20 protein-coding genes and 1 tRNA gene are annotated in these 22,892 nt (G+C 72.3%); 5 read left to right on the top strand and 16 right to left on the bottom strand.

Annotation, left to right across the window (positions count from 1 at the left end):
• Complete coding sequence (locus tag NOSIN_RS24260) at window positions 1-723, bottom strand: TetR/AcrR family transcriptional regulator (protein WP_077692948.1); 723 nt, start codon at window positions 721-723, stop codon at window positions 1-3.
• Window positions 724-871: 148 nt separating this feature from the next.
• Here NOSIN_RS24260 and NOSIN_RS24255 point away from each other — a divergent pair, with 148 nt between their 5' ends.
• Window positions 872-2,026, top strand: coding sequence for an acyl-CoA dehydrogenase family protein (locus tag NOSIN_RS24255; protein WP_077692947.1), 1,155 nt, complete (start codon window positions 872-874; stop codon window positions 2,024-2,026).
• Between the two features lie 58 nt (window positions 2,027-2,084).
• Here the strand turns inward: NOSIN_RS24255 and NOSIN_RS24250 are convergent, their stop codons facing one another.
• The gene (locus NOSIN_RS24250) at window positions 2,085-2,897 is read right to left on the bottom strand and encodes an NAD-dependent epimerase/dehydratase family protein (protein WP_077692946.1); all 813 of its coding nucleotides are present in this window, start codon (window positions 2,895-2,897) and stop codon (window positions 2,085-2,087) included.
• A 127-nt stretch (window positions 2,898-3,024) separates the two neighbouring features.
• On the opposite strand from NOSIN_RS24250, the gene NOSIN_RS24245 reads away from it, so the two are divergent.
• From NOSIN_RS24245 to NOSIN_RS24235, 3 genes are all read left to right on the top strand, one after another.
• Window positions 3,025-4,188: a sensor histidine kinase gene (locus NOSIN_RS24245; protein ID WP_077692945.1), complete on the top strand. Its 1,164-nt coding sequence runs from the start codon at window positions 3,025-3,027 to the stop codon at window positions 4,186-4,188.
• The gene (locus NOSIN_RS24240; protein ID WP_077692944.1) at window positions 4,167-4,868 is read left to right on the top strand and encodes a response regulator transcription factor; all 702 of its coding nucleotides are present in this window, start codon (window positions 4,167-4,169) and stop codon (window positions 4,866-4,868) included. Before NOSIN_RS24245 ends, NOSIN_RS24240 begins: the two co-directional genes overlap by 22 nt.
• A 130-nt stretch (window positions 4,869-4,998) precedes the next feature.
• On the top strand, window positions 4,999-5,931 hold the full coding sequence (locus NOSIN_RS24235) for a glutaminase (protein WP_077692943.1): 933 nt from the start codon (window positions 4,999-5,001) through the stop codon (window positions 5,929-5,931).
• Window positions 5,932-5,958: 27 nt separating this feature from the next.
• On the opposite strand, the gene NOSIN_RS24230 is transcribed toward NOSIN_RS24235, so the two are convergent.
• From NOSIN_RS24230 to NOSIN_RS24175, 12 genes are all read right to left on the bottom strand, one after another.
• On the bottom strand, window positions 5,959-7,683 hold the full coding sequence (locus NOSIN_RS24230; RefSeq protein WP_077692942.1) for a serine/threonine-protein kinase: 1,725 nt from the start codon (window positions 7,681-7,683) through the stop codon (window positions 5,959-5,961).
• 371 nt (window positions 7,684-8,054) lie between these two features.
• Complete coding sequence (locus tag NOSIN_RS24225) at window positions 8,055-9,152, bottom strand: cytochrome P450 family protein (protein ID WP_077692941.1); 1,098 nt, start codon at window positions 9,150-9,152, stop codon at window positions 8,055-8,057.
• Entirely contained in the window at window positions 9,149-10,429 is a 1,281-nt protein-coding gene (locus NOSIN_RS24220; protein WP_077692940.1) for a cytochrome P450 family protein, read from the bottom strand. Before NOSIN_RS24220 ends, NOSIN_RS24225 begins: the two co-directional genes overlap by 4 nt.
• A 497-nt stretch (window positions 10,430-10,926) precedes the next feature.
• A complete protein-coding gene (locus NOSIN_RS24215) occupies window positions 10,927-13,224 on the bottom strand; it encodes a heavy metal translocating P-type ATPase (RefSeq protein ID WP_077692939.1) in 2,298 nt (765 codons plus the stop codon).
• Between the two features lie 147 nt (window positions 13,225-13,371).
• Window positions 13,372-13,587 (bottom strand): heavy-metal-associated domain-containing protein, encoded by a 216-nt coding sequence (locus tag NOSIN_RS24210; RefSeq protein WP_077692938.1) that lies wholly within the window; start codon window positions 13,585-13,587, stop codon window positions 13,372-13,374.
• A 467-nt stretch (window positions 13,588-14,054) separates the two neighbouring features.
• Entirely contained in the window at window positions 14,055-14,654 is a 600-nt protein-coding gene (locus tag NOSIN_RS24205; protein WP_077692937.1) for a GNAT family N-acetyltransferase, read from the bottom strand.
• Window positions 14,655-14,853: 199 nt separating this feature from the next.
• Window positions 14,854-16,353, bottom strand: coding sequence for an alanine/glycine:cation symporter family protein (locus NOSIN_RS24200; RefSeq protein ID WP_077692936.1), 1,500 nt, complete (start codon window positions 16,351-16,353; stop codon window positions 14,854-14,856).
• A gap of 160 nt (window positions 16,354-16,513) precedes the next feature.
• A complete protein-coding gene (locus NOSIN_RS24195; protein WP_077692935.1) occupies window positions 16,514-16,801 on the bottom strand; it encodes a GNAT family N-acetyltransferase in 288 nt (95 codons plus the stop codon).
• A 160-nt stretch (window positions 16,802-16,961) separates the two neighbouring features.
• Entirely contained in the window at window positions 16,962-17,900 is a 939-nt protein-coding gene (locus NOSIN_RS24190) for a DUF5996 family protein (protein ID WP_077692934.1), read from the bottom strand.
• Window positions 17,901-17,956: 56 nt separating this feature from the next.
• Window positions 17,957-18,736, bottom strand: coding sequence for a nitrate reductase molybdenum cofactor assembly chaperone (locus NOSIN_RS24185; protein ID WP_143832993.1), 780 nt, complete (start codon window positions 18,734-18,736; stop codon window positions 17,957-17,959).
• Between the two features lie 420 nt (window positions 18,737-19,156).
• Complete coding sequence (locus tag NOSIN_RS24180) at window positions 19,157-19,882, bottom strand: rRNA methyltransferase (protein WP_077692933.1); 726 nt, start codon at window positions 19,880-19,882, stop codon at window positions 19,157-19,159.
• Window positions 19,883-19,956: 74 nt separating this feature from the next.
• Window positions 19,957-20,031 (bottom strand) — tRNA-Asp (locus NOSIN_RS24175).
• A gap of 98 nt (window positions 20,032-20,129) precedes the next feature.
• Here NOSIN_RS24175 and NOSIN_RS24170 point away from each other — a divergent pair.
• Window positions 20,130-20,546 (top strand): RNA-binding S4 domain-containing protein, encoded by a 417-nt coding sequence (locus NOSIN_RS24170; RefSeq protein WP_077692932.1) that lies wholly within the window; start codon window positions 20,130-20,132, stop codon window positions 20,544-20,546.
• A 113-nt stretch (window positions 20,547-20,659) separates the two neighbouring features.
• Here NOSIN_RS24170 and NOSIN_RS24165 read toward each other — a convergent pair whose 3' ends face one another.
• Complete coding sequence (locus NOSIN_RS24165; RefSeq protein WP_077693753.1) at window positions 20,660-21,457, bottom strand: alpha/beta fold hydrolase; 798 nt, start codon at window positions 21,455-21,457, stop codon at window positions 20,660-20,662.
• Between the two features lie 208 nt (window positions 21,458-21,665).
• On the bottom strand, window positions 21,666-22,664 hold the full coding sequence (locus NOSIN_RS24160) for a DUF418 domain-containing protein (RefSeq protein ID WP_077692931.1): 999 nt from the start codon (window positions 22,662-22,664) through the stop codon (window positions 21,666-21,668).
• Window positions 22,665-22,892 lie beyond the last annotated feature (228 nt).

Genomic DNA, 22,892 nt, shown 5'->3' with positions numbered 1-22,892 from the left:
TCAGGAGCCCTCGGAGGCCTGGACGGCGGCGCCGATGCGGCGGAGCAGCTCCTCCCGGCCGGTGTCCCCCGGGTAGACCGCGACCAGTACGTGGTCGCGCCGGGGCCCCCGCTCGGCGTGCAGCATGGGTTCGGCGGCCCGGCGGACGAAGTCCATGGCCTCGTCGAAGCCCGCCCACACCTCTCGGCTGTCCTGTTCCGGGCGGCGCAGCCAACCGCGCAGGACGTGGTTGTGCGCCGAGATGAGCGAGGCGGCCGCCACACCCGCTGCCAGGGAACGGCCCTCACGGCCCCCGCCGTCCCCGCACCGGGACAGGTAGCTGCTGAACGCGGCCTGGTAGCGGGCGGTCATCGCCACCTCCCGGTCGCGCAGCCGGGGGTGGGCGCGGACCAGGCGGTAGCGGGGCACGGTGATCTCCGGGTCGCGCAGGTATCCCTGGAGCACCAGGCGTGCGGCTGCGAAGACCGAGGTCAGCGGCTCGTCCGGGGACGCCTCCAGGTAGCGCACCACGGTGGAGAACAGCTCGTCGTGCTCGGCGAACAGGATGTCCTCCTTCGAGCCGAAGCGGCGGAAGAGGCTGCGGCGGCTCACGCCCGTGGCGGTGGCGATCTGGTCCATCGTCGTGTCGTCGAAGCCGCTCTCGGTGAACAGCCGCACCGCGGCCAGCACCACCTCGCGGGTGGCCACCCGCGGCTGGCCGCCCCGGCCTCCCGACCGTTCCATGGGTCCGCTCCCCTCACGCCGACATCCCGAAGCTATCCGAGTCCGCCGGTGTACTTCGCCCTCCCTACCCCCTATTCTGGCACCGAATGCCACAAGAAGGCACGCAGTGCCAAACACCGAGGGGCGACTCCCCCGGGGAGGGAAGCAGATGAGCGACTTCGACCTGTTCAGGACCACCGAGGACCACGAGGAGCTGCGCGAGGCCGTGCGCTCCGTCGCCGAGGGCAGGATCGCTCCGCACGCGGCGGAGGTCGACGAGAAGAGCGCCTTCCCGCAGGAGGCCCTCGACGCCCTGGTCGCCACGGACTTCCACGCCCCGCACATCGCCGAGGAGTACGACGGCGTGGGTGCCGACGCCCTGGCCACCTGCATCGTCATCGAGGAGGTGGCCCGCGTGTGCGCCTCCTCCTCCCTGATCCCCGCGGTCAACAAGCTCGGCACCATGCCGCTGATCCTGGGCGCCTCCGACGAGGTCAAGCGCCGCTACCTGCCCGAGGTCGCCGGCGGCGAGGCGATGTTCTCCTACGGCCTGTCCGAGCGCGAGGCCGGCTCCGACACCGCGAACATGCGCTCACAGGCCGTTCCCGACGGCGACGGCTGGGTGCTCAACGGCCAGAAGTCCTGGATCACCAACGCCGGGGTCAGCAAGTACTACACGGTGCTGGCCGTGACCGACCCCGAGGGCGCGCGCGGTCGCAACGTCTCGGCGTTCGTGCTGCACGCCGACGACGAGGGCTTCACCCTGGGCGAGCCCGAGCGCAAGCTCGGCATCAAGGGCTCCCCCACCCGCGAGCTGTTCTTCGACAACGTGCGCGTTCCCGGCGACCGCATCGTCGGCGCCCCGGGCGAGGGACTCAAGATCGCCCTGCGCACCCTGGACCACACACGCGTCACCATCGGCGCACAGGCCGTCGGCATCGCCCAGGGCGCCCTGGACCAGGCCGTGGCCTACGTCAAGGAGCGCAAGCAGTTCGGCAAGCACATCGCCGAGTTCCAGGGCGTCCAGTTCATGCTCGCCGACATGGCGATGAAGCTGGAGACCGCGCGCCAGATGGTCTACGTGGCCGCCGCCAAGTCCGAGCGGGGCGACGAGGACCTGCCGTTCTACGGCGCGGCCGCCAAGTGCTACGCCTCCGACGCCGCCATGGAGATCACCACCGACGCCGTGCAGCTGCTGGGCGGCGCGGGCTACGTGAAGGACTTCCCGCTGGAGCGCATGATGCGCGACGCGAAGATCACGCAGATCTACGAGGGCACCAACCAGATCCAGCGCATGGTGATGGCCCGCCAGCTCCTGAAGTAGGCCGGTCCGCGGTGCGGAGCGCCCGTCCCCTCGCGGGGCGGGCGCGCGGCGCTCCGGGTCAGAGCACGGCTTCGCGGACGAAGCGGGCCAGCGGGATGGGATCGCGCCTCAGGGCGGCGCGCACGTCCTCGGTGACCTCGGCGGCGCGTCCGGCGACGGCGGCGGCGAAGCGCTCGTTGAGCGTGTCCACGTACCGCTCGCCCCATCCCCGGTCGGTGGCGCGGAAGTAGAAGCCCGCCTCGTCGACGGCCTTGAACCGCCACACCGGGCTCTCGGTGCCCCTGGTCTGCTTGACCACCTCGCGGAAGGTGTGCGCCTGCGGGCCCGTGAGCGTGTACTCCCTGCCGCTGTGGTCGTCCAGCAGCGCGGAGACGGCTACGTCGGCGACGTCGCGGGCGTCCACGAAGCTGATCGCCGTCCTCTTCTTGACCGGCAGTTCGAGGCGTCCGTTGCGTGCGCGCGCCATGCTGGCGAACGTCCCCTCGGTGAAGTCCTGGAAGAGCCAGTTGGACCGCAGCACGGTCCAGCGGCCGAACAGGTCCTTGGCCCGCAGCTCGGCCGCGCGCTGGTCGGAGTCCGACGGCGCGTACTCGGTGCCCATGGCCGTCATGACCACGGCGTTGCCGACCCCGGCCCCCGCCGCCTTCTCCAGGAACCCGGCGACCCGGTTGCCCAGGGCGCTCCCGACCGGCGTCACCACGAAGACGCTCTTCACGCCGTCGAGGAGCTCGTCCCAGTTGGAGGTGTCGGTCCAGTCCAGACGTGTCTGTGAGGTGCGGGACGCGCCCGTCGCGGACAGGCCGCGGCTCCTCAGCTGGGTGAGGATGCGGCGGCCCACCATGCCGGTGGCTCCGGTGACCAGAGTGCTCATCGGTTACAAGGTACCGACACGCGGTACCCGACCTGACACGAATCGCCCGGCCCACCGTGATCCCGGACCGGTCCGCGTCGGCCCCGCTCCTCCTCCCCGTCCGGGGCCGGACGTAGAATGCCCGGCGATGAACGCTATGGCCGTTCCGCGGCGGCGCGGCGCGCGCGACTGGATCGTGGACTCCTCCGCCTTCCTCCTCGCGGTCCTCTTCGCACTGATGGGCGCCGCCGAGTTCCCCGAGTTCCCCACCGAGCCCGTCCTGCCCGTGTGGCTCAGGGGCGTCGACGCGCTCCTCACCCTCCTGGCCTGCCTGTCCCTGTGGTGGCGCCGCTGCTGGCCGGTCCAGATCGCCGTCGCGCTCGTCCTGTTCTCCGCCGTCTCCGGCATGGTCTCGGGCGCCATGCTCATCGCCCTGTTCTCCCTGGCCGTGCACCGGCCGCCCCGCACGAGCCTGGCCGTGTACGGGCTGAGCGTGGGCGCCGCGTTCGTGAACTCCGCGCTGTGGTCCGACCCGCACGCCCCCTTCCTCGTGCTCTTCCTCCTGGGCGCGGCCCTCCAGGGCGCCGTGACGGGGTGGGGGCTCACCGTCCACCACCGGCGCGAGCTGGTGGAGTCGCTGCGCGACCGCGCCGTGCACGCCGAGACCGAGGCGCGGTTGCGCGCCGAGCACGCCCAGCACCAGGTCCGCGAGGCCATGGCCCGCGAGATCCACGACGTGCTCGGGCACCGGCTTTCCCTGCTCAGCGTGCACGCCGGCGCCCTGGAGTACCGTCCGGACGCCTCCGCCGAGGAGGTGGCCCGCTCCGCGAAGGTGATCCGGGAGAGCGCCCACCAGGCCCTCCAGGACCTGCGCGAGGTGATCGGGGTGCTGCGCGCCCCGGTCGGCGAGCTGCCGCAGCCGACCATGGCCGACCTCCAGCAGCTGGTGGAGGAGGCCGACGAGGCCGGGGCACGGGTGGAGTTCGTGGAGGGGTACAGCGGCGCGGTGCCGGAGCGCACCGGACGCGCCGCCTACCGGATCGTCCAGGAGGGGCTGACGAACGTGCGCAAGCACGCCCCGGGCGCGGACACGCGCGTGCTGGTCAGGGGAGCACCCGGCGACGGGCTGCTGGTGGAGGTGCGCAACGGCCCCTCCCCCGGCCCCGAGCCCGACGCCACGGGAGGGGACGGACGCGGCCAGGGCCTCGCCGGCCTCGCCGAGCGGGTGTCCCTGGCCTCCGGGCACCTGGAGCACGGACCGGACGCCGGTGGTGGCTGGCGGTTGTCGGCATGGCTACCGTGGCCGGTATGAGCGAGACGGAGCGCGGTCGGATCGGGGTCGTGATCGTCGACGACGACGCGCTGGTGCGGGTCGGCCTGGTGATGATGATGGGCGGAGCGCCCGACATCAGGGTGCTGGCCGAGGCCGAGGACGGCGGCGCGGTGCTCGACCTGGTGCGGCGGCACTCCCCCGACGTGGTCCTGATGGACATCCGCATGCCCACGGTGGACGGGCTGACCGCCACCGAGCACCTGCGCGCCCTGGAGAGCCCGCCGGAGGTGCTGGTGCTGACCACCTTCGACGCGGACGAGCACGTACTGCGCGCCCTGCGCGCGGGCGCGGCCGGGTTCCTGCTCAAGGACACTCCCCCGGCGGAGATCGTGGAGTCGGTGCGCCAGGTGTCCCGGGGGATGTCGGTGCTGTCCCCGGCGGTGACGCGGCGGCTGATCGACCGGGTCGGCGCCAACGGCCACGGCGAGCGGGCCGACCGTGCGCGCCGGCGGCTGGCGGCTCTCAACGGCCGGGAGCTGGAGGTGGCCGTGGCTGTCGGCGAGGGACGGTCCAACGCCGACATCGCCTCGGCCCTGTTCCTGAGCGTGCCGACGGTCAAGACGCACGTGTCCAACATCCTCACCAAACTCGGGCTCAACAACCGGGTGCAGGTGGCGCTGCTGGTGCACGACGCCCAGCTCCTGGACGAGGGCGGCTGACACAACCGCGCGGCCGGTACGCGGCCGCGTACCGCTCGGATGCGGTACCCGTGCACGGCGGTGTTCTGGGTAGTCGGGAGGGGTCAGGCCCTGGTCGGGAGGGCGTCGGAACTCGGCACGGGAGGACGCGGTGACCCAGACGTGCGACGGTGACGACTACGCCGGTGTGCTCGAAGCCGTCATGGACAGAGTGCGGCCGCGCGTCGGCGAGGGGAAGGTCGCCGACTACATCCCCGAACTGGCCAGGGTGGACCCGGCGCAGTTCGGGATCGCGGTCGCCACGGTGGACGGCGGCCTGTACGTCGCCGGCGACGCCGGCACACGCTTTTCCATGCAGAGCATCACCAAGGTGTTCGCCCTGGCCCTGGTGATGAGCGGGTCCGGCGGCGGCGTGTGGGGGCGGGTCCACCGCGAGCCGTCGGGCGCGCCCTTCAACTCCCTGTACCAGTTGGAGTTCGAGGGGGGCGTCCCGCGCAACCCGATGGTCAACCCGGGCGCGCTCGTCGTCACCGACCAGTTGCTGACCGACACGGGGGGCGCCTCCAACGCGCTGCGGGAGCTGCTGTGCGCGGAGGCCGGGGCCCCGGACCTGGGCTCGGACGAGGCGGTCGCCCGCTCGGAGAGCGAGCACGGGGAGCGCAACCGGGCGCTCGCCCACCTCATGGCGGACTTCGGCACGATCCACAACCCGGTGGCGGAGGTACTGGAGCACTACTTCCGGCAGTGCTCGATCACCATCAGTTGCGAGGAGCTGGCCAGGGTGGGGCTGCTGCTGGCACGGCACGGCAGGCGCGCGGACGGCTCCCAGCTGCTCAGCAGGCCCGACGCGCGCCGCATCATGGCGGTGATGCTCACCTGTGGCACCTACGACGCCGCGGGCGAGTTCGCCTACCGTGTCGGGCTCCCCTGCAAGAGCGGGGTGGGCGGCGGCATCCTCGCGGTCGTGCCCGGGCGCTGCTCGGTGGCGGCGTGGGGCCCGGGGCTGGACGCCAAGGGCAACTCGGTGACGGCGGCGCTGGCCCTGGAGGCCTTCACCGACGTCACCAGCTGCTCGATATTCTGAACCGGTCGGCCGCCGTGCTCCGCCGCCTCAGCCGGCGGGTTCGAAGCTCCGGGACATCCGGTCCAGCAGCGCCCGGTTGGCCTCGGGGTCACCGTTGTCGGCCACCAGGAACAGGGCGTAGCCCTTGTCCTCGGTGTGGAAGCCCCGGTTCACGGCGTGCATGCCGCCGCTTTCGAAGGTGAACTCCCAGTCGGCGGCGCTGACGTAGTCCTCCGCCCAGTCGGCCTCCACGTCCTCGATGCCGATGAGCTCGTAGCCGCCGAAGTTGCCCCGGGCGGAGGGCTCCAGGGCACGCCAGTCGTCCCCGGCGTCGGCACCCGGGTCGTCGGTCTGGTCGACCAGCAGGTATCCGCCGTCGGGGTTGTGGAAGTAGACCATGTGGTCCCGCCGCTCGACCTCCCAGTCCTTCGGGACGTCCACGGAGAACCCGCTGGGGTCCTCGTGGCGGGTCAGGAAGTCCCACCTGCCGTCTTCCTCGTCGTCCTCCTCGGACGGCTCGGCGGAGGGCTCCTCGGACGGTTCCGCGGGATCGGACGCCTCCTCCGGCGTACCGGACTCCTCCCCGCCGGTGGGACCGGGGTCGACGGCGGCCTGCTGACCGGAGCCGTCGACCAGCCCGGCCCCGGAGCCTCCGGGGCGGTTCATGCTCACCAGGACGCTGGTGGTGGCGCCCACGACCAGCAGTACGACCACGGCCGCGACGACCAGCAGCGTCCTCACGCGGGACGCGGCGCCCCCCTCGCGGTGGGAGACGGCGGGCGGCGGGCCGGATCCGGCCCGTCCGGGGCCGGGTTCCGACGCGGCCGCTCCGGTGCGCGTGGCCGGGCCGGTTCCACCGGTCTCCTCCGGTTCCCCCGAGCCCTCCGGCTCCTCCGCCGACGCGGTGACGGCCGGGGCCGGGGCGGCCGCCGGGGGACTCCCGGTGCCGTCCCGAGCCTCGCGTAGGAGGGAGCGCACCTCGCCGACCGACGGCCGGTCCTGCGGGCGCTTCTCGCACAGGGCCTCCAGGACCGGGCGCAGCGGACCGGCGTTGGGCGCCTCCGGCAGGTCCTGGGTGACGATCGCGGTCAGCGTCGCCATCGGGGTCGGCCGGTCGAACGGCAGCGTGCCCTCCACCGCCTGGTAGAGGGTGACGCCCAGGGCCCACATGTCCGAGGCCGGGGTGGCCGCGTTCCCGTGCGCGACCTCCGGGGCCAGGTAGCTCGGGGATCCGATCAGCAGGCCGGTGCTGGTCAGGTGGGTGGCGCCGTCCAGGTGGGCGATGCCGAAGTCGGTGAGGACGGCCCGGTCGTTCCCGGCGATGAGCACGTTGCCCGGTTTGATGTCGCGGTGCACGATGCCGCGGGCGTGCGCCTCGGCCAGGCCCGCGGCCATCTGCTCGCCGATGTCGGCGGCCCGCCGGACCGGCAGCGCCCCGTCGTCGCGGATGAGGTCGCCCAGGGAGGGGCCGCGGACGAGCTCCATGACGATCCACGGGCGGCCGTCCTCCTCGGCCACGTCGAACACGGTGATGATGGCGGGGTGGCTGAGCTGCGCCGCGCTGCGCGCCTCGCGCAGCATGCGGGTGCGCAGCACCTCGACCTCGTGCGCGGGCAGGTTCGGCGGTGTGGTCAGCTCCTTGACCGCGACCGGCCGGTCCAGGAGGGTGTCGGTGCCCTGCCACACCCGGCCCATGCCACCGGCACCGATGACCTCGTCCAGGCGGTACCGGTTGACCAGGAGACGACCGGGATCGGCTTCCGAGCTGTTCATGAAGGCGCGGTTCCTCTGCGGGGAAAGTGCGGTGTGGAGGCTACGGGGGCACTGCCCTGGGGCGGGAGGGTGTGTACGGGCGGAAGGGGGCACGGGCCCGCCGGGCGGACCCATGGCCGTGGAGGCGTGTATCGCGAGTACCCGCCCTGCTACGCGAAGGGCGGCACCCACCACACACGCCCTAGAGAGTCTAGAAGTCCGCGACCACTGGTGGCGCTGTCCGCCACGGTGGTATGTGTGTTTCCCCGGTACTTCGGATCCGCCCACAACCCCCTGAAATGCAGATATCCCGCCGGAAACGTCGCAGGACGCCGTTCCGGCGGGATCGGGATCGGGCGTGTCCGGTCCCGGAGGGCGGATCATCCCGGGGATCACCGCAGGCGCACGGGAAGGGCCTCCACGCCCGAGCCGATGATCGACGGGAGCGGGACCAGCTCCTCGTCCGCCACCGCGACGTCGAGCCCGGGGAAGCGCCCGAACAGGCGCGGCAGCGCTTCGAGGACCTCCATACGGGCCAGGCTGGCTCCCAGGCAGTAGTGCCGCCCGTGGGAGAAGGTCAGGTGCGAGGTGTCCTCGCGGGTGACGTCGAACAGGTGCGCCGTCGGCCCGTAGCGCTCCTCGTCCCGCCCGGCCGAGCCGTAGCCCATCAGCAGCGGCTCACCCGCCGGGACCGCGACCCCGGCCAGCTCGACGTCCTCGGTCGTGTAGCGCATCGGTACGAACTCGCCCGGCCCGTCCCAGCGCAGTACCTCCTCCACGGCCCTGGACCACTCGACCTCGCCCCGCAGGACCATGTCGAGCTGGTCGCGGTGGCCGACCAGCGCCCGCACCGCGTTGGCGATGAGGTTCATCGTGGTCTCGTAGCCCGCGCTGATGATGAGTACCAGGCTCCAGATCAGCTCGTCCTCGCTGAGCCTGTCGTCCTCGTCGCGGGCGGCGATGAGTGCGGAGGTCAGGTCGTCGCCCGGTTCGGCGCGCTTGGCCCCGACCAGCTCGGTGAGCAGGCCCCACATCTCCATGAAGGTGGTCATCGCGTCCTCGGGCGTGACGCTCTGGTCGAAGAAGACCCCGACCAGCCGGTGCAGCTTCGGCCGCGCCTCCTCGTCCAGTCCGAACAGGTCGCTGATCACCGTCATCGGCAGCGGCTGGGCCAGCAGCGCCTTGAGGTCGACCACACCGTCCGCGCTCGCGGCGGCCTCGGCCTCCACCCGGTCCAGCAGCCCCTCGACGATGGCGACGACCCCCTCGCGCATGTGCTCGATCCGGCGCGGGGTGAACGCCTTGGAGACGAGCTTGCGCAGGCGCGTGTGCTCCTCACCGTCGCTGGTCAGCATGTTCTCGGCGATGATCCAGGAGATCAGCGGCCAGTCCGGCGGGATCTCACCGGCGTTGAACGCCCGCCAGTGCTTCTTGTCCTTCTGCACGCGCTGGTCGGCCAGGGCCTCGGTGACCGCCGCGTGCGTGGTCACGACCCACGCAGCAACCTCACCAGGAAGTTCGACAGGGACGACAGGCCCGAGCTCACGGAGGTGGGCTGCTTGGGCTCGGAGGTTTCCGGGTGCGATGCGGACGGGCTCCAAGATGTTCCTTCCTCGGGGTCAGAGGGCGGGGGAACCTGCGGGGCGAACTCGACGGGGAGCTGGACGGGGGTCCAGGACAGGGTCGACAGCCGCCAGCGCAGCTGTTCCGGCGGAACGGCCATACGGAGCCCGGGAAGGCGGGCGAGGAGCACGCGCACCGCGATGATGGCGATGGTGGTGGCCTCGTCGCGCGCGGGGCAGCGGTGGGGGCCCGCGCCCCAGGCCACGTGCGCCCGGTTGGTGCTCTCCTCCATCTGCTCGGCGTTCTCCCGCAGGAAGAAGTGATTCGACGCGGCGAAGCCCAGCAGCACGGGGGTGCCGGCCCCGATCACCCGGCCGTCGCCGAGGGGCACGTCCACCCGCGGGTAGACGGCCGGGTAGTTGGTGATCGGCGGGTCCTGCCACAGGACCCGGTCCAGGAGGTCGCCGAGGGCGGTGTCGGAGAGGGAGGCCGAGCCGTAACCGGTCAGGGCGGGGTCGTCCAGGGCGGCCCTCAGGGACGCGGCGATCAGGTTCGCGGTCGGCTCGTTGGCGGCGGCGATGACGAGGAGGAGCTGCATGATCACCTCCTCGTCGCTGAGGGCGGCGCGGTGCTGGATCAGCCGGGTGGTGAGGTCGTCGCCGGGCTCGCGGTGCTTGGCCGACACCACCTCGGACAGGGCCCGCTCGGCCTCGGCGTTGGACCTCTCCGCGTCCACGCCCTGCCACAGGTTGCGCATGGCGGCGACGAAGCGCAGGCCCTGGTCCTCGTCGAAGCCGAAGAGGTCGTTCATCACCAGCAGCGGCAGCATGCGCGCGTACTCGTTGAGGGCGTCGGCCCGTCCGCGTTCGCAGAACTCGTCGATGAGCCGTTCGGCGTACCGGCTGGTGATCCTGCCCAGGTGCTCGGTGTCGATGGCGCCGATGCCGTCGGTGATCGCCCGCCGGTAGCGCTGGTGCTCGGTGCCCTCGACGAACAGGGCGTTCGCGCGCGGGGCCATCATCGGCAGCAGCGGGGAGTCCGGGTTGACCCGCCCCTCGGTGAAGTCCCGCCACAGCCTGGCGTCGTGGCTGAAGGTGGTGGTGTCCCGGGACCAGGAGATGAGTGTGGCGTAGTCCGTGACCAGCCATCCGTGCACCCCCGGTTCGAGTTCGACCGGGACCACCGGGCCGTGGTCGGCGCGCATCCTGGCGTATACGGCGTAGGGGTCGGGGTGCGGCTCGTCCTGGTACAGCGCGGCACGGGGGCATCCAGAAGACACGGGGAACCTCGGCTGGAGCGGTCGGATGCGGGCTGGGATCCGTCCTTCACGTCAGGGGGCGGGTCGTGTCCTTCGCGTCGTCTCCGGCGTACGCGTCCACCGGAAAGGCCGACGGAGAACACTTCCAGGGGCTCAGCCTCGGGGGCACGGGGCTGGTTCACGGGTTTTCGGGCAGGGCCCGGCCGCACGGTCCGCGAGCGTGTGCCCGGGCTGTACGGCCTCGCGCAACCCTAGCGGCCCGCCCCGGCGGGGCGCGAGACCCGTTCTCACCCCCATTGAGGGAGCAATCGCCCTTATCTGCCATTTCGCCGCAGAATTTCGCGGCCCCCGGGTGAAGGGGCGACGGCGGAGGGGAACGGCGAAGCCCCCGCCTCCGGGACCGGAGGCGGGGGCGGCACCGAGGGAGGACGCCGGGCGGGTGCTCAGGGGGTGCGGTCCGCACCGTCCGTCGCCAGCGGGCGGAACCGGCGCAGCCGCTGGCTGTTGCTCACCACGAACACGCTGGAGAAGGCCATCGCCGCACCCGCGAGCATCGGGTTGAGCAGGCCCGCCGCCGCCAGCGGCAGGGCCGCCGCGTTGTAGGCGAAGGCCCAGAACAGGTTCCCCCTGATCGTGCCGAGCGTGCGGCGCGAGAGCCGGACCGCGTCGGCCGCCGTCCGCAGGTCGCCGCGCACCAGGGTCAGGTCGCTGGCCTCGATGGCCACGTCGGTTCCCGTACCCATGGAAAGCCCCAGGTCGGCCTGGGCCAGGGCCGCCGCGTCGTTGACACCGTCGCCGACCATCGCCACGGTACGGCCCTCGGCCTGCAGCCGCCTGACGACGTCGACCTTGTCCTTGGGCAGGACCTCGGCGATCACCTCGTCGATACCGACCTCCGCGGCCACCGAGCGCGCCACGGCCTCGTTGTCGCCGGTGAGCAGGATCGGGGTGAGGTCGAGCTCGCGGAACCGGCGGACCGCCTCGGCGCTGGTGGGCTTGACGGTGTCGGCCACCACCAGCACGCCCCGGGCACGGCCCTCCCAGCCGACCGCGACGGCGGTGCGGCCCTCGGACTCGGCGTCCCTGAGGGCGGTGGCCAACTGCTCGGGCAGGGAGGTCCCGTGCTCCTCCAGCAGCGTGACCCGGCCGACCAGGACGGCGCGGCCGTCGACGGTCCCCCGGACGCCGAGGCCCTCCACGTTGGCGAAGCCCTCGGGTGCGGGCAGGGTGCCCACCCGGTCGGCGGCGCCGGAGGCGACCGCCCGGGCGACGGGGTGCTCGGAGGCGTTCTCCAGCGCCCCCGCCAGTCGCAGGACCTCCCGCTCGTCCTCGCCGTCGGCGACGGTGACACCGGTCAGCGCCATCCGGCCGGTGGTGACGGTGCCGGTCTTGTCCAGCACGACGGTGTCCACGCGGCGGGTGTTCTCCAGGACCTCGGGGCCCTTGATGAGGATGCCGAGCTGGGCGCCGCGACCGGTGCCCACCATCAGGGCCATGGGCGTGGCCAGGCCGAGGGCGCACGGGCAGGCGATGATGAGCACCGCGACGGCGGCGGTGAAGGCCGCCGTGGCGGACTGGCCGGCGAGGAGCCAGGCGCCGAGCGTGCCGAGCGCGATCAGGATGGCGATCGGGACGAACACCCCGGACACCCGGTCGGCCAGGCGCTGGACCTCGGCCTTGCCGCTCTGGGCCTCCTCCACCAGACGCGCCATCTGGGCGAGCTGGGTGTCGGAGCCGACCCTGGTGGCGCGTACCACCAGGCGTCCGCCCGCGTTGACCGTGGCGCCGACGACGGAGCTGCCGGGCGAGACCTCCTCGGGGACGGACTCACCGGTGAGCATGCTCATGTCGACGGCGGAGGTGCCCTCCTCCACGGTGCCGTCGGTGGCGATCCGCTCGCCGGGCCGGACGAGGAAGCGGTCGCCGACGGCGAGCCGGTCCACGGGTACGAGCACCTCGCGGGGCGAGGGGCCCTCACCGCGCAGGACGGTGACCTCCTTGGCGCCGAGTTCGAGCAGGGCGCGCAGGGCGTCTCCGGCACGGCGCTTGGAGCGAGCCTCGAAGTACTTGCCGAGGAGGATGAAGGAGGTGACGCCCGCGGCGACCTCCAGGTAGATGTTGCCCGCCCCGTCGGTGCGGGCGATGGTCAGCTCGAACGCGTGCGTCATGCCCGGTGTCCCGGCGGTGCCGAGGAAGAGGGCGTACAGCGACCACAGGAAGGCGGCCGAGACCCCGAGGGAGACCAGCGTGTCCATGGTGGCCGTGCCGAGCCTGAGGTTCTTCCACGCGGCCACGTGGAAGGGCAGGGCGCCCCAGACGACGACGGGTGCCGCCAGGGTCAGGGAGGCCCACTGCCAGTAGGTGAACTGCAGCGCGGGGACCATGGCCATGGCGATGACGGGCACCGAGAGCACGAGGGAGACCACGGCGCGGTTCCACAGCGCCCGCACGGGATCGTTCGGATCGACGGCGGTCTCGGCCGTCTCGGCCTCGGTCCGGGGGACGGTGGCGGTGTAGCCCGCCTTCTCGACCTGGGCGACCAGGTCGTCCACCGGTGTGGGCGTCCCCTCGAAGGAGACACGGGCCTTCTCCGTGGCGAAGTTGACGGTGGCGCTGACGCCGTCGAGCTTGTTGAGCCGCTTCTCGACCCGGTTGGCGCAGGCGGCGCAGGTCATCCCGCCGATGGCCAGCTCGACCGGTTCGGTGCCGGTCGGTTCCGCCGTGGCTCTGCTGGTACTCATTGACCCCTCCCGGAGGTCCGGAAAATCCTGGTGTCCGTCGGCGCCTCGCGCGGTGTCCCGCCGCGACGCCCGGGAACGGTCCGCCCCGGACGCCGCGGCGGACGTGTGCGCGGGGCCCGCTGCGCGGACCCCGCGGCCGGGTCCGTGTCAGTCACGGACCTCGTATCCGGCCTCGTCGATGGCGGCGCGGACCGACCCGTCGTCGACCGGGCCGTCGCTGGTGACGGTCACCTTCTTGCTGTCGAGGTCGACCTTGACGTCGGTGACTCCCGCGACCTCGCTGACCTCCTCGGTGACAGAGTTGACGCAGTGCCCGCAGCTCATGCCGTCAACGGTGTAAACAGCGGTCGTGGTGGCAGCCATTTCGCCTCCTGGGACATGTGTGGTGTGTCGGTCGTCCTGAGACCGGCCTCCGATGACCCCCAACATACCCCCAAGGGGTATGCATCTGTCAAGTGCCGCCCCGGGGTCCGCGCCCCGCACGCCCGGGAGAAACCCCAGGGAGACGGCCTCCGCCGCCTGGCGCGGAGGCCGGATCCCCCGCTCGGCACGGTACCCGGTGGGGGTACCCAGGCGAAAGCGGCCGCTCCGGACACGACGAAGGCCCCCGCACGTCGTGCGAGGACCTCGGAGGCGGTCCGCCCCGGCTCCGGGTACCCTCCCCCCGTTCCACGAAGGGCGAAAGACCCGCCTTCCGGATCCGGAGGAGGGGAGCCACGGGGGGACGGGGGGTTCGGAGAGGTGGGGCTCGGGGGGTTGGGGGGTTCGAAGAGGCGGGGGTCGGGGAGGTCGGGGGTTCGGAGGAGGCGCCGGGGCTCGGAGCCGGCCGGCTACTCGGCCTTCAGCTCCAGGCGGGCGACCACGCGCTCGCTCAGGTGGTGCCCGTTGAGCGTGAAGCCGGCCCGCTGGAACATCTCCACGGTGCCCGTGTAGACCTCCGCACTGGGCGCCCGGCCCCCGGCCGTGTCCACCGGGTAGGCCTCCAGGACGCGGGCCCCGTTGCTGCGGGCGTACTCGATCGCCCCGTCCAGCAGGCGGCTGCCCAGGCCGTGCCTGCGCCGCCGGGGCGGGAGCCAGAAACAGACCAGCGCCCACACACCCGGCTCGTGGGGGTCGGCCGGACGCAGGGAACGCGACCGCGACAGGCGGATGAAGTCCTCGCGCGGGGCCACGGAGACCCAGCCGCACGGGCCGTCATCGTCATAGGCGAGCAGGCCGGGTATCCGGCCCTCCAGGGTCAGGCGGCGCAACTCCTCCTTGTTGTCCACTCCGCGCGTCGAGCGCTCACAGGAGGTGCTCGCCGTGTGGTCCTTGGCGCGCCTGCGGAAGAACGTGCACCAGCAGTGCCCGTACGCTCCGGTCGGTCCGAACAGGTTCTCCAGGTCTTCCCACCGCTCGGCGGTGGCGGGCTCGATTGAGACGATGGACATCGGACTCCCTCGACGAGACACACGGGCCGCCACAACTGTGACCCAGCACACTAGCGATTATTCGTCGTGACCGAAAGAACACAGATGCACGAAAGCGCCTTGCTTGGCGGGTTTCGTCACTGAAAGCCGGTGTTGGGAAGCTCGCGGGGCGGAGGGCGCACGGCCCTCCGCCCCGTTCAGCCGGTCGGTCCGGGTCGGGTCAGGACGAGACCCGGCCCGCCTCCTCGGCGGACTCCGCCTTTCCGGGCTCCCAGCACTCCACGCCCCGCAGGCCGCTCAGCCGGTCCCGCGTGAACACGGGGTCGATGCCCTGGCGCCGCTGGTCGGTGTAGTCCTTGAGCAGGCGTGCCGCCGTCGCCGCCAAAGGCGTGATGGCGATGAGGTTGACCAGCGCCATCATGCCCATGGTCGTGTCGGCCAGCGTCCAGACCAGGTCGATCGAGCCCAGGGCGCCCAGGAAGCTGGCGGCGAGGAAGACCACCTTGTAGCCGACGAGGACGCCGTGGCTGTTGGTCAGGTACTCCAGGTTCGACTCGCCGTAGTAGTAGTTGCCCAGCACCGACGTGAACGCGACGATGACGATGATCAGCGTCATGAGGTGCAGCGCCCACGGGCCCAGGTGGGAGGTCACCGCGATCTGGGTGAGGTCGCCCTCAAGCTGTACGTCGGTGTCCCTCTCGTAGCCGATGAGGATGATGAAGGCCGTGATGGAGCAGACCACGAGGGTGTCGAAGTAGACGCCCAGGCTCTGCACCAGGCCCTGCTTGGCGGGGTGGGTGACCGAGGCGCTGGCCGCGGCGATCGGGGCCGAGCCGAGCCCGGCCTCGTTGGAGAACATCCCCCGGCGCACACCCTGGATGATCACCGTGGCCAGACCGGCGGCGGCGAACTCACGGATGCCGAAGGCGTGCTCGAAGATCAGCGCGAACATCGTCGGGATCCGCTCGAAGTTCATCGCCAGGATGACCACGCCCAGGACCAGGTAGATCGCGGCGAAGGCCGGGATCAGGGCCTGGGCCGTGTGCGCGATCCGGCGGACGCCGCCGAAGATCACCAGCGCGGTGAGCACGACGACCACGGCCCCGACGATGGCCGACAGCCACACGCCCGAGCCCCCGCCCAGGCTCGCGGAGGAGTTGGCCACGGCACCGGCGATGGTGTTGCTCTGCACCGCGTTGAAGACCATCGGGAAGGTGATGATGAGGACGACGGCGAACAGCACGCCCATCCAGCGCTGGCCGAGGCCGCGCTCCATGTAGTAGGCGGGACCGCCCCGGTAACCCGTGGAGTCCCGGACCTTGTAGAGCTGGGCCAGGGTGGACTCGATGAAGCTGGTTCCGGCGACGACGGTCGCCATCAGCCACATCCAGAAGACGGCGCCCGGGCCGCCGAGGGAGATGGCGACCGCCACGCCGACGATGTTGCCGGTACCGATGCGGGCGGCGGCCGAGATCATGAACGCCTGGAGCGACGAGACGGCCCTCTTGCCGTCCGGTGCGATCTCGGGCCGGCTGCGCAGTACCCGGAACATCTCCGGGAACAGGCGGATCTGGACGACTCCCGTCCTGATCGTGGCGTAGAGGCTGACCACCACCAGCAGCGGGATCAGTACCCAGGACCAGAAGAAGTCGTTGTTGAACGTGCCGATGGCCTCGGTGATGCGTACACCGATGCCGGGCGTTGCGTCTGCGATTAACACGGGAACGGAACTCCTTGCTCCAAAGAAGGACAACCGCCCTCACATACCCGTGAAGTGCGAGAAGTCACCACCCGGGACGTGCTGTGGTCGGATGGTGATGTTCCCGTTACTGCACCCCACCTCGGGATCGGCCGCGGACTCCCGCGGACGGCCCCTCGGATCAGCCCTCGTGGACCAGATCCGCGTAGGACGGGTTCCTCTTGATGTAGGCCTGCGCGAACGGGCAGATCGGTACCACCTTGAGTCCGCGTTCCCGGATGTGGTCCAGGGACTCGCGCATGAGGTGGCTGGCCACGCCCCGCCCCTCGAAGGCCGAGTCGACCTCCACGTGCGGCAGGGCGTACACGCCCTCGTCGATCAGGTGGTAGGCGCAGAACCCCACCACCGTCCCGTCGGCGCTCACCTCGTAGCGCGACCGCTCCGGAACATCGACAACCGTGAGGTCCATGGCACTCCCCTGCTCCCTGCGTCCGCGCACGGGTGTGCGCGTGAGCCCAGTGCCCACGTTCCCACACATACACGTCACACACACCCCCCGGAGGCGTCGGCCCAGGTGAGGGGGACGGGAGCCCGTCCGGAGCACGGGTCCCGCGCCCTCCGTTCGGGGGTCACCGTCCGCCGCGGTAGGGGTCGGTGGCCCCGCCCGGGCAGGCCAGGGCCTCGACGTCCCACCCGGCCAGCCCCGCGCCCGCCCGGTAGGCGCTCTCCATGAACTCCAGGACGGTCGCCTGCGGGTCGGCCGCCCGGCGTGCGTCGGCGTAGCGCAGCAGGGCCAGGTGCCCGTTGCCGCTGGGGACCCACTCGGCCGCGGCCGGGCTGAGCGGCTGTTCGGTGAGCCCCTCCGGCTCGGGCGCGGTGTAGGAGTAGAAGCAGGGTTCGGGGACGTTGTCGTCGCCGAACCAGAACCCGAAGCTGACGACCTCGCGCGAGTACGCCTCGCGCACCACCTCTCCCGCCTCCCTCGGCTGCGCGACCGTGTGCGCGGAGAAGCGGGTGACCGCGATGTCGAAGGTGTGCCAGAAGTGGTGCACGGGACTGGTCTTGCCGGAGAAACCGCCGGCGAACTCCTCCAGCACCATGTTGACCTGGCTGAGCACCTGCCAGTAGCGGGTGACCTGCTCGGGGACGTAGGTGGCGTGCTCGCGGTCCTGCGCGAACGGGCGGTCGGCGTCGGGCAGGTCGAACGGGTGCGCCGTCGGGATGGAGCCGTTCACGCCCAGGCTGTCCAGCGCGGACTGGAACCGCAGGTAGAACGAGGCCACGCTGTTGCCCTGGAGCGGGAAGGAGACCGTGCCGCCGTCCAGGGACGAGACGACCAACTGGTGGCGGACGAAGTCGAAGTCCACGGTGAAGACCGGGTTGCCGTCGCTCAGCCCCATGGGGCGGGAGGTGATCCCGCTGCCGGTGAGGTGGAAGGGCACGTTCCACCAGTGGTTGCGGCGCGGGCTGTGGTGCAGGCGCACCTTGCCGACGATCTGCTCGAAGCGGTGCAGGGTCTGTTTGGTGTCATGCCAGGCGTGGAGGGGGAGGTCCGGGAACAGCTCCATGGTGACGGCTCCTTGTCGTGTGTACTGGTGGCAGCGGTGCGGTCGGACCGCGTCCCCTACGGTTCGTCCCCGGGCCGGCCCGAGGCACCGGTGTCCGTCCGGGCACTGGTGTCCGTACCGCTCCGCGGCGGCGGGACCCGTGTCCCGTCCGGGCTCGCGGCTCCGGCGGGCGGACCCGGTACGGACGGGTGGAGGACGGCGAACCGGCGCGCCGGCCGTTCCCCGTCCGGGCGTTCGGGCAGGGTCGCCCGGACCGCGTCCACGACCCGCGCGTACGGGGTTCCGTGGTCGTGCAGGGCCTCGCCCAGCAGGTCCAGCCCGGGGCGCAGGCTCAGGAGCAGCGCCTCGCCCGCACGGGCGTCGGCGCGGGCGGCGAACTCCAGGACGGCCCTCAGGTGGTCGGGCGGTTCGTCGGCGGGGGCCGCCCCGCCCGCCTCGGCGTAGACACGGGTGACCTCGGACAGGACGCGGTCGCGAGGTGAGGTGCCGCCGTAGCGGGTCAGGCACAGGGACCTCTGGCCGAACACGTCCGCGTGGTGCTCGCACAGCTCCGGCTCGGGTGTGGTGGCGGCGTGTTCGCAGAATCCGTGGAGCGCCGCGCGCACCGTGCCCCAGGGCAGTTCGGCGACCGCCCGGGCGACCAGCGGCAGGCTTTCGAAGAAGTCCTGGCCGGGATAGCCCAGCAGGACGGACGCGGCCTGGCGGGTGACCGCGGTCCGGTGGGCCCTGCGGACGTCCCGGCCCGCCTCCAGCCATCCGGCGGTGCCCCGCACGCTCCCGTGCGGCGCGCTCCGGCCCGCCGCGTCCTCGTTCGCGCCGTCAGTGGTGGTGCTCATGTCCGCCCCCTCACGCGGTGCGGCTTCCCTGCCGCTGTCACCGCCTCGGTGTCACCTTCGGGAAGGAGTCCGCGGGGCGGCCTTCGCCGTCCCGCGAGCCCGGGCCGCGTGTGCACCCGGGAGTCGCTGCGCGGGGAGGAGGAACACGCTGGAGACCAGCAGTCACCGCTTCCGTTAACGAATATGCCTCGTCTGCGGCGAATGTCACGTATCCCACACCGTCACGTCCGAGAATCACCACACATCGGAAGGAGTCGGGACCCGTGGCGGCGACGGTGGCCGGGGCCTGTGGGGATGAGCGCCTGCCCGGGCACCGGGAGGTGCGGTGCGGGCACCGGTGAGGGCTGGTGGTGCCGTGGGCGGCCATCTGCGGAGGCCGCGACCGGAGTCCGTACGTCGGGCTGGCGGGAGGGCGAGGCCCTACGGGGCGACGTCGCGTGCGCGGACCAGTACCGCCGCGCGGTTGCCGACCTTCACCCGCTCCAGCGCGCGCACGCCCTCCGGCAGCGTGACGCGCCGGGTCCTGGCCGTCACCACCACCACGGCGCGCTCGGGCAGCACCCGCCCCAGGGATTCCAGGAACCCCCGCATCGGGTCCTCACCGGGAACGGCGCCCGCCCACCGGGTCATCTCCCCGTAGGGCACGTCCGTCACCACCAGGTCGGCGTCCACGGGCTCCGTCAGGGAGAACACGTCCGCCACCGCCGACTCGGAGGGCAGGTCGCCGCCCATCGCGGCCAGTCCGGCGGCCAGGTCGCGGGCGGCCTCGGCGCGCTCCACGAAGGTCACACGGCCGAAGTCCAGGGCGGACCGGCGCAGTTCCTCCTCGCGCTCCACGAGTCCCTCGGCGGTCAGCAGCCGCAGGTTGCGCTCGGCCAGGGCGACCGCGTCGGCGTCCACGTCCGAGGCGCGCACGTGGGAGAGGTGGTCGCGGTGCAGGAATCCCAGCACCGTCGCGAGGTATCCGCTACCGCAGCAGGGGTCCCAGAGGCGTACGGTCTCCTGGCCGGTGTGCACCATCGCCCTCTGGAACAGCTCGCTGGCCAGCCGCACGGGGAAGCCGGGGAAGCCCGGCGCCGAGCGCAGCACGTGCCCGCTCGCCAGCGCCGAATGGTCGGTCCGCTCAACGGCGTACCGGTAGCTCAACGTACTTCTGCCCTTCCGTACTGGCCGGAGAAAGCCGAAGGCCCGGTGCCTGTGGACACCGGGCCTTCCTCATGCGGTCCTGACGGGATTTGAACCCGCGGCCTCCACCTTGACAGGGTGGCGAGCACTCCTAACTGCTCCACAGGACCTCGCTGCGGACACAACTCTAGCGCGACTCTGGAGTACTTCGTACCGGTGGCCGCCTAGAGTTGGCCCACAACGTCCCAGAGAAGCGAGAGGAACCGGCGTGAACGAGTCATCGGCCCCCCTGCCTTCGGGACCGGAGAGCACCCGGGTCGACCGCTGGCTGTGGGCCGTGCGCGTGACCAAGACGCGCTCGGACGCCGCCCAGGCCTGCCGTGGCGGGCACGTGCGCGTCAACGACCGCCCGGCCAAGCCCGCCACCGCGGTCAAGGCCGGCGACAAGGTCCGCGTCCGTCTGCACGGGGTCACCCGCGTGCTCGACGTGAGCCATGTCATCGTGAAGCGCGTGGGAGCGCAGATCGCGGCCCGCTGCTACGTCGACAACACGCCCGCCCAGCCGCCGCAGGCCACCATGCCCGTCATCAGGCGGGACCGGGGCGCGGGACGGCCGACCAAGCGCGACCGCCGCCTTCTGGACAGGGTCCGCAACGACCTCCACCAGGGGCCGCCCCTCCCCTAGGAGGTGGCCACGGGGGCCCGCCGGGGCGGTGCCGTCCAGCGTGGAACCTCCTGCGTCACACCTGCGGCGGTTCCGGCCGACCCGTCAGACGGGGACGGGGACCGCCGCTCCGGTCAGTCCCGCGCGGAGAGCGGGTGCTCCGCGAGGAAGTCCAGGACCTCGCGCGTGGCCTTGGCCCCGGCCTCGTGCAGGTAGCCGTGGCGCGTCCCGGGCAGGACCAGCAGCCGGGCACGGGGGATCCGCTCCGCCAGGAGTGCGGCGTTGCCGACCGGGGTGAGGGCGTCGTCCTCGCCGTGCACGACCAGGGTCGGCGCCTCGATACCGGGCAGCAGGTCCCAGCCGTCGTAACCCGTGCTCGCGCCGAAGTGCAGGCGTTGGGCGCGCAGCGGGCCGCGCGGCAGGACGCGGGTGACCGTGTCGGGGTGCGCGGCCGCCCACGCGGGGGTGTAGAAGAGCTCCGCGATCATGTCGCGTCCGGCGGCCGTGCCGGCCCGGCGCAGTGCCAGGGTGGACGACCTCGGGCGTTCGACCTCGTTGCGGCCCCCGGGCGCCGTGGCTCCCAGGACCAGTGAGCCGAGGCGTTCGGGAGCCGTGGCCGCGAAGGTCTGGGCGACCTTGCCGCCCATGGAGAACCCGTAGACGTGCGTCCGGGTGATCCCCAGCTCGTCGAGGACGGCGAGTGCGTCGCCCACGAACAGCGCGAAGGTGTAGGGCTCGTCGAGGGGCGCCTCACTGCCGCCGGTGCCGCGGAAGTCCATCCGCACGACCCTGTGGCGCCGCGCCAGCTCGGTGTGCACCCCGTCCCACATCTCGTGGTCGAGGGACTGCCCGTTGAGGAGCAGGAGGGGATCGCCCTCCCCGAGGACGTCGTACCAGATGCGGGTTCCGTCGGCTGCGGTCACGTGGCTCACGGATCCGGACACTACCCGAAGAACCACGCATACGACATGGTCGGCGTCGCTCCCCGCGCGGGGGCTCCGGGGGTCACTGCGCCGGGGTCCCGGTTCCCTGCCCCGGGGAACCGCTGGGAGGCACCGGGGGACGCTGGGAGGCGCTGGGAGGCGCTGACAAGGGCGGGGCCGGGCAGGCCCGATCCCGCCCCCGGGCCAGCGCCCCGCGTCACACGGTGCGCGGGCGGGGGCGGCGTCCCCAGGTCGCCCAGCGCCACAGCCACTCGACCGGCCCCTGGCGGAACCGGCGCAGCCACAGCGTGGAGAACACCCACTGGGCGGCCAGGACGGCGCCGGAGCCCAGGAGCACCTCCGCCAGGGAGGCGAACCGCAGGCCGAGGACGTGGGCCGTCGCCAGCACGAGGACCGTGGCCGTCAGGTAGTTGGTCAGCGCCATCCGCCCCAGGGGATCGAAGACGGCGCGCAGCACGGGCCGCAGCGGCGTCCCGAGCAGGACCAGCAGGGCGCACACGTACACACCGGTGAGCAGCAGCCCCGTCAGGAGGAACGCCAAGGTCGGCGGCTGTGCCGTGCCCGGGCTGACCTGTGCGTCGGCCTGCGCCCACAGGGCGAGGGCCTCCCCCGCCGCGAAGACCAGGCCCAGTAGGGCCGGTCCCCGGACGGACCGGTCGATCCGCTGGACCATCCCGTATCGGGCCAGTGCCGAGCCCGACAGGAACAGCCCCGCGATCAGCAGGGGTCCGCCCCCGGCTCCGACCAGCGCCGTCGGGACGAGTACGGCGGCGAGGCCGGCCACGGCCCACCGCGGCAGCCAGGTCGAGGGCAGCAGCACCAGCAGGCCGACGACGGCGTAGACGGTCAGGATGTCGCCCCGCCACAGCAGCATGTGCACGAGGCCGATCGCGAGCAGCGCCAGAAGCCGGCGCAGCAGGACCAGCCGCGGGCGGGGTGCGCGGTCCGCGGCGGAGTCCGACAGCAGCGAGAACCCGATACCGAACAGCAGGGAGAAGACCGGGAGCCCGAGCCAGGCCTGCGCGCCGCCCATGGGCGGCGTCACGGCGGCGGTGTCGGCGTTGGCTATCAGTTGGATGTTGGCCACCAGGATCCCGCACAGGGCGAACCCCCGAAGCACGTCGAGTGCGACGACGCGGGTCCGGTCGGGCGGGGCCCCGGTGGCGTGCTCCGGGAGGGAGGCCTCATGTGTCATGGGACCCGATCCTGGGGGCCGGCGCGGACCCCGTCACGGGGCGAAAGAAGGGTTCGCGGCGCCCGCGACGGTACTTTCGGCCGGTTGGGCGGCGGGGAGGGCCTCTCTAGGCTGAGTGGCGTGAACAGTGGGGAAGGCCGGCCCGGACCGCCCGGCTCGTCCGGACGACCGGTGTGGCCGGGGCTACCGGGGCGATCGGTGTGGCCGAGGCGGCCATGGTGGCCGAGG

Origin of the sequence: Nocardiopsis sinuspersici (genome assembly GCF_001998325.1) — a bacterium.
In the GTDB taxonomy this organism is placed as follows: domain Bacteria; phylum Actinomycetota; class Actinomycetes; order Streptosporangiales; family Streptosporangiaceae; genus Nocardiopsis; species Nocardiopsis sinuspersici.
The sequence above is the reverse complement of the archived record's forward strand: the minus strand, read 5'-3'. Positions and strand labels throughout refer to the sequence as shown.

Excerpts from the sequence above, each read along its gene's own strand:
- NOSIN_RS24260 (WP_077692948.1), bottom strand. The coding sequence starts at position 723 with ATGGAACGGTCGGGAGGCCGGGGCGGCCAGCCGCGGGTGGCCACCCGC.
- NOSIN_RS24255 (WP_077692947.1), top strand. The coding sequence starts at position 872 with ATGAGCGACTTCGACCTGTTCAGGACCACCGAGGACCACGAGGAGCTG.
- NOSIN_RS24250 (WP_077692946.1), bottom strand. The coding sequence starts at position 2,897 with ATGAGCACTCTGGTCACCGGAGCCACCGGCATGGTGGGCCGCCGCATC.
- NOSIN_RS24245 (WP_077692945.1), top strand. The coding sequence starts at position 3,025 with ATGAACGCTATGGCCGTTCCGCGGCGGCGCGGCGCGCGCGACTGGATC.
- NOSIN_RS24240 (WP_077692944.1), top strand. The coding sequence starts at position 4,167 with ATGGCTACCGTGGCCGGTATGAGCGAGACGGAGCGCGGTCGGATCGGG.
- NOSIN_RS24230 (WP_077692942.1), bottom strand. The coding sequence starts at position 7,683 with ATGAACAGCTCGGAAGCCGATCCCGGTCGTCTCCTGGTCAACCGGTAC.
- NOSIN_RS24220 (WP_077692940.1), bottom strand. The coding sequence starts at position 10,429 with ATGCGCGCCGACCACGGCCCGGTGGTCCCGGTCGAACTCGAACCGGGG.
- NOSIN_RS24215 (WP_077692939.1), bottom strand. The coding sequence starts at position 13,224 with ATGAGTACCAGCAGAGCCACGGCGGAACCGACCGGCACCGAACCGGTC.
- NOSIN_RS24210 (WP_077692938.1), bottom strand. The coding sequence starts at position 13,587 with ATGGCTGCCACCACGACCGCTGTTTACACCGTTGACGGCATGAGCTGC.
- NOSIN_RS24205 (WP_077692937.1), bottom strand. The coding sequence starts at position 14,654 with ATGTCCATCGTCTCAATCGAGCCCGCCACCGCCGAGCGGTGGGAAGAC.
- NOSIN_RS24195 (WP_077692935.1), bottom strand. The coding sequence starts at position 16,801 with ATGGACCTCACGGTTGTCGATGTTCCGGAGCGGTCGCGCTACGAGGTG.
- NOSIN_RS24190 (WP_077692934.1), bottom strand. The coding sequence starts at position 17,900 with ATGGAGCTGTTCCCGGACCTCCCCCTCCACGCCTGGCATGACACCAAA.
- NOSIN_RS24185 (WP_143832993.1), bottom strand. The coding sequence starts at position 18,736 with ATGAGCACCACCACTGACGGCGCGAACGAGGACGCGGCGGGCCGGAGC.
- NOSIN_RS24160 (WP_077692931.1), bottom strand. The coding sequence starts at position 22,664 with ATGACACATGAGGCCTCCCTCCCGGAGCACGCCACCGGGGCCCCGCCC.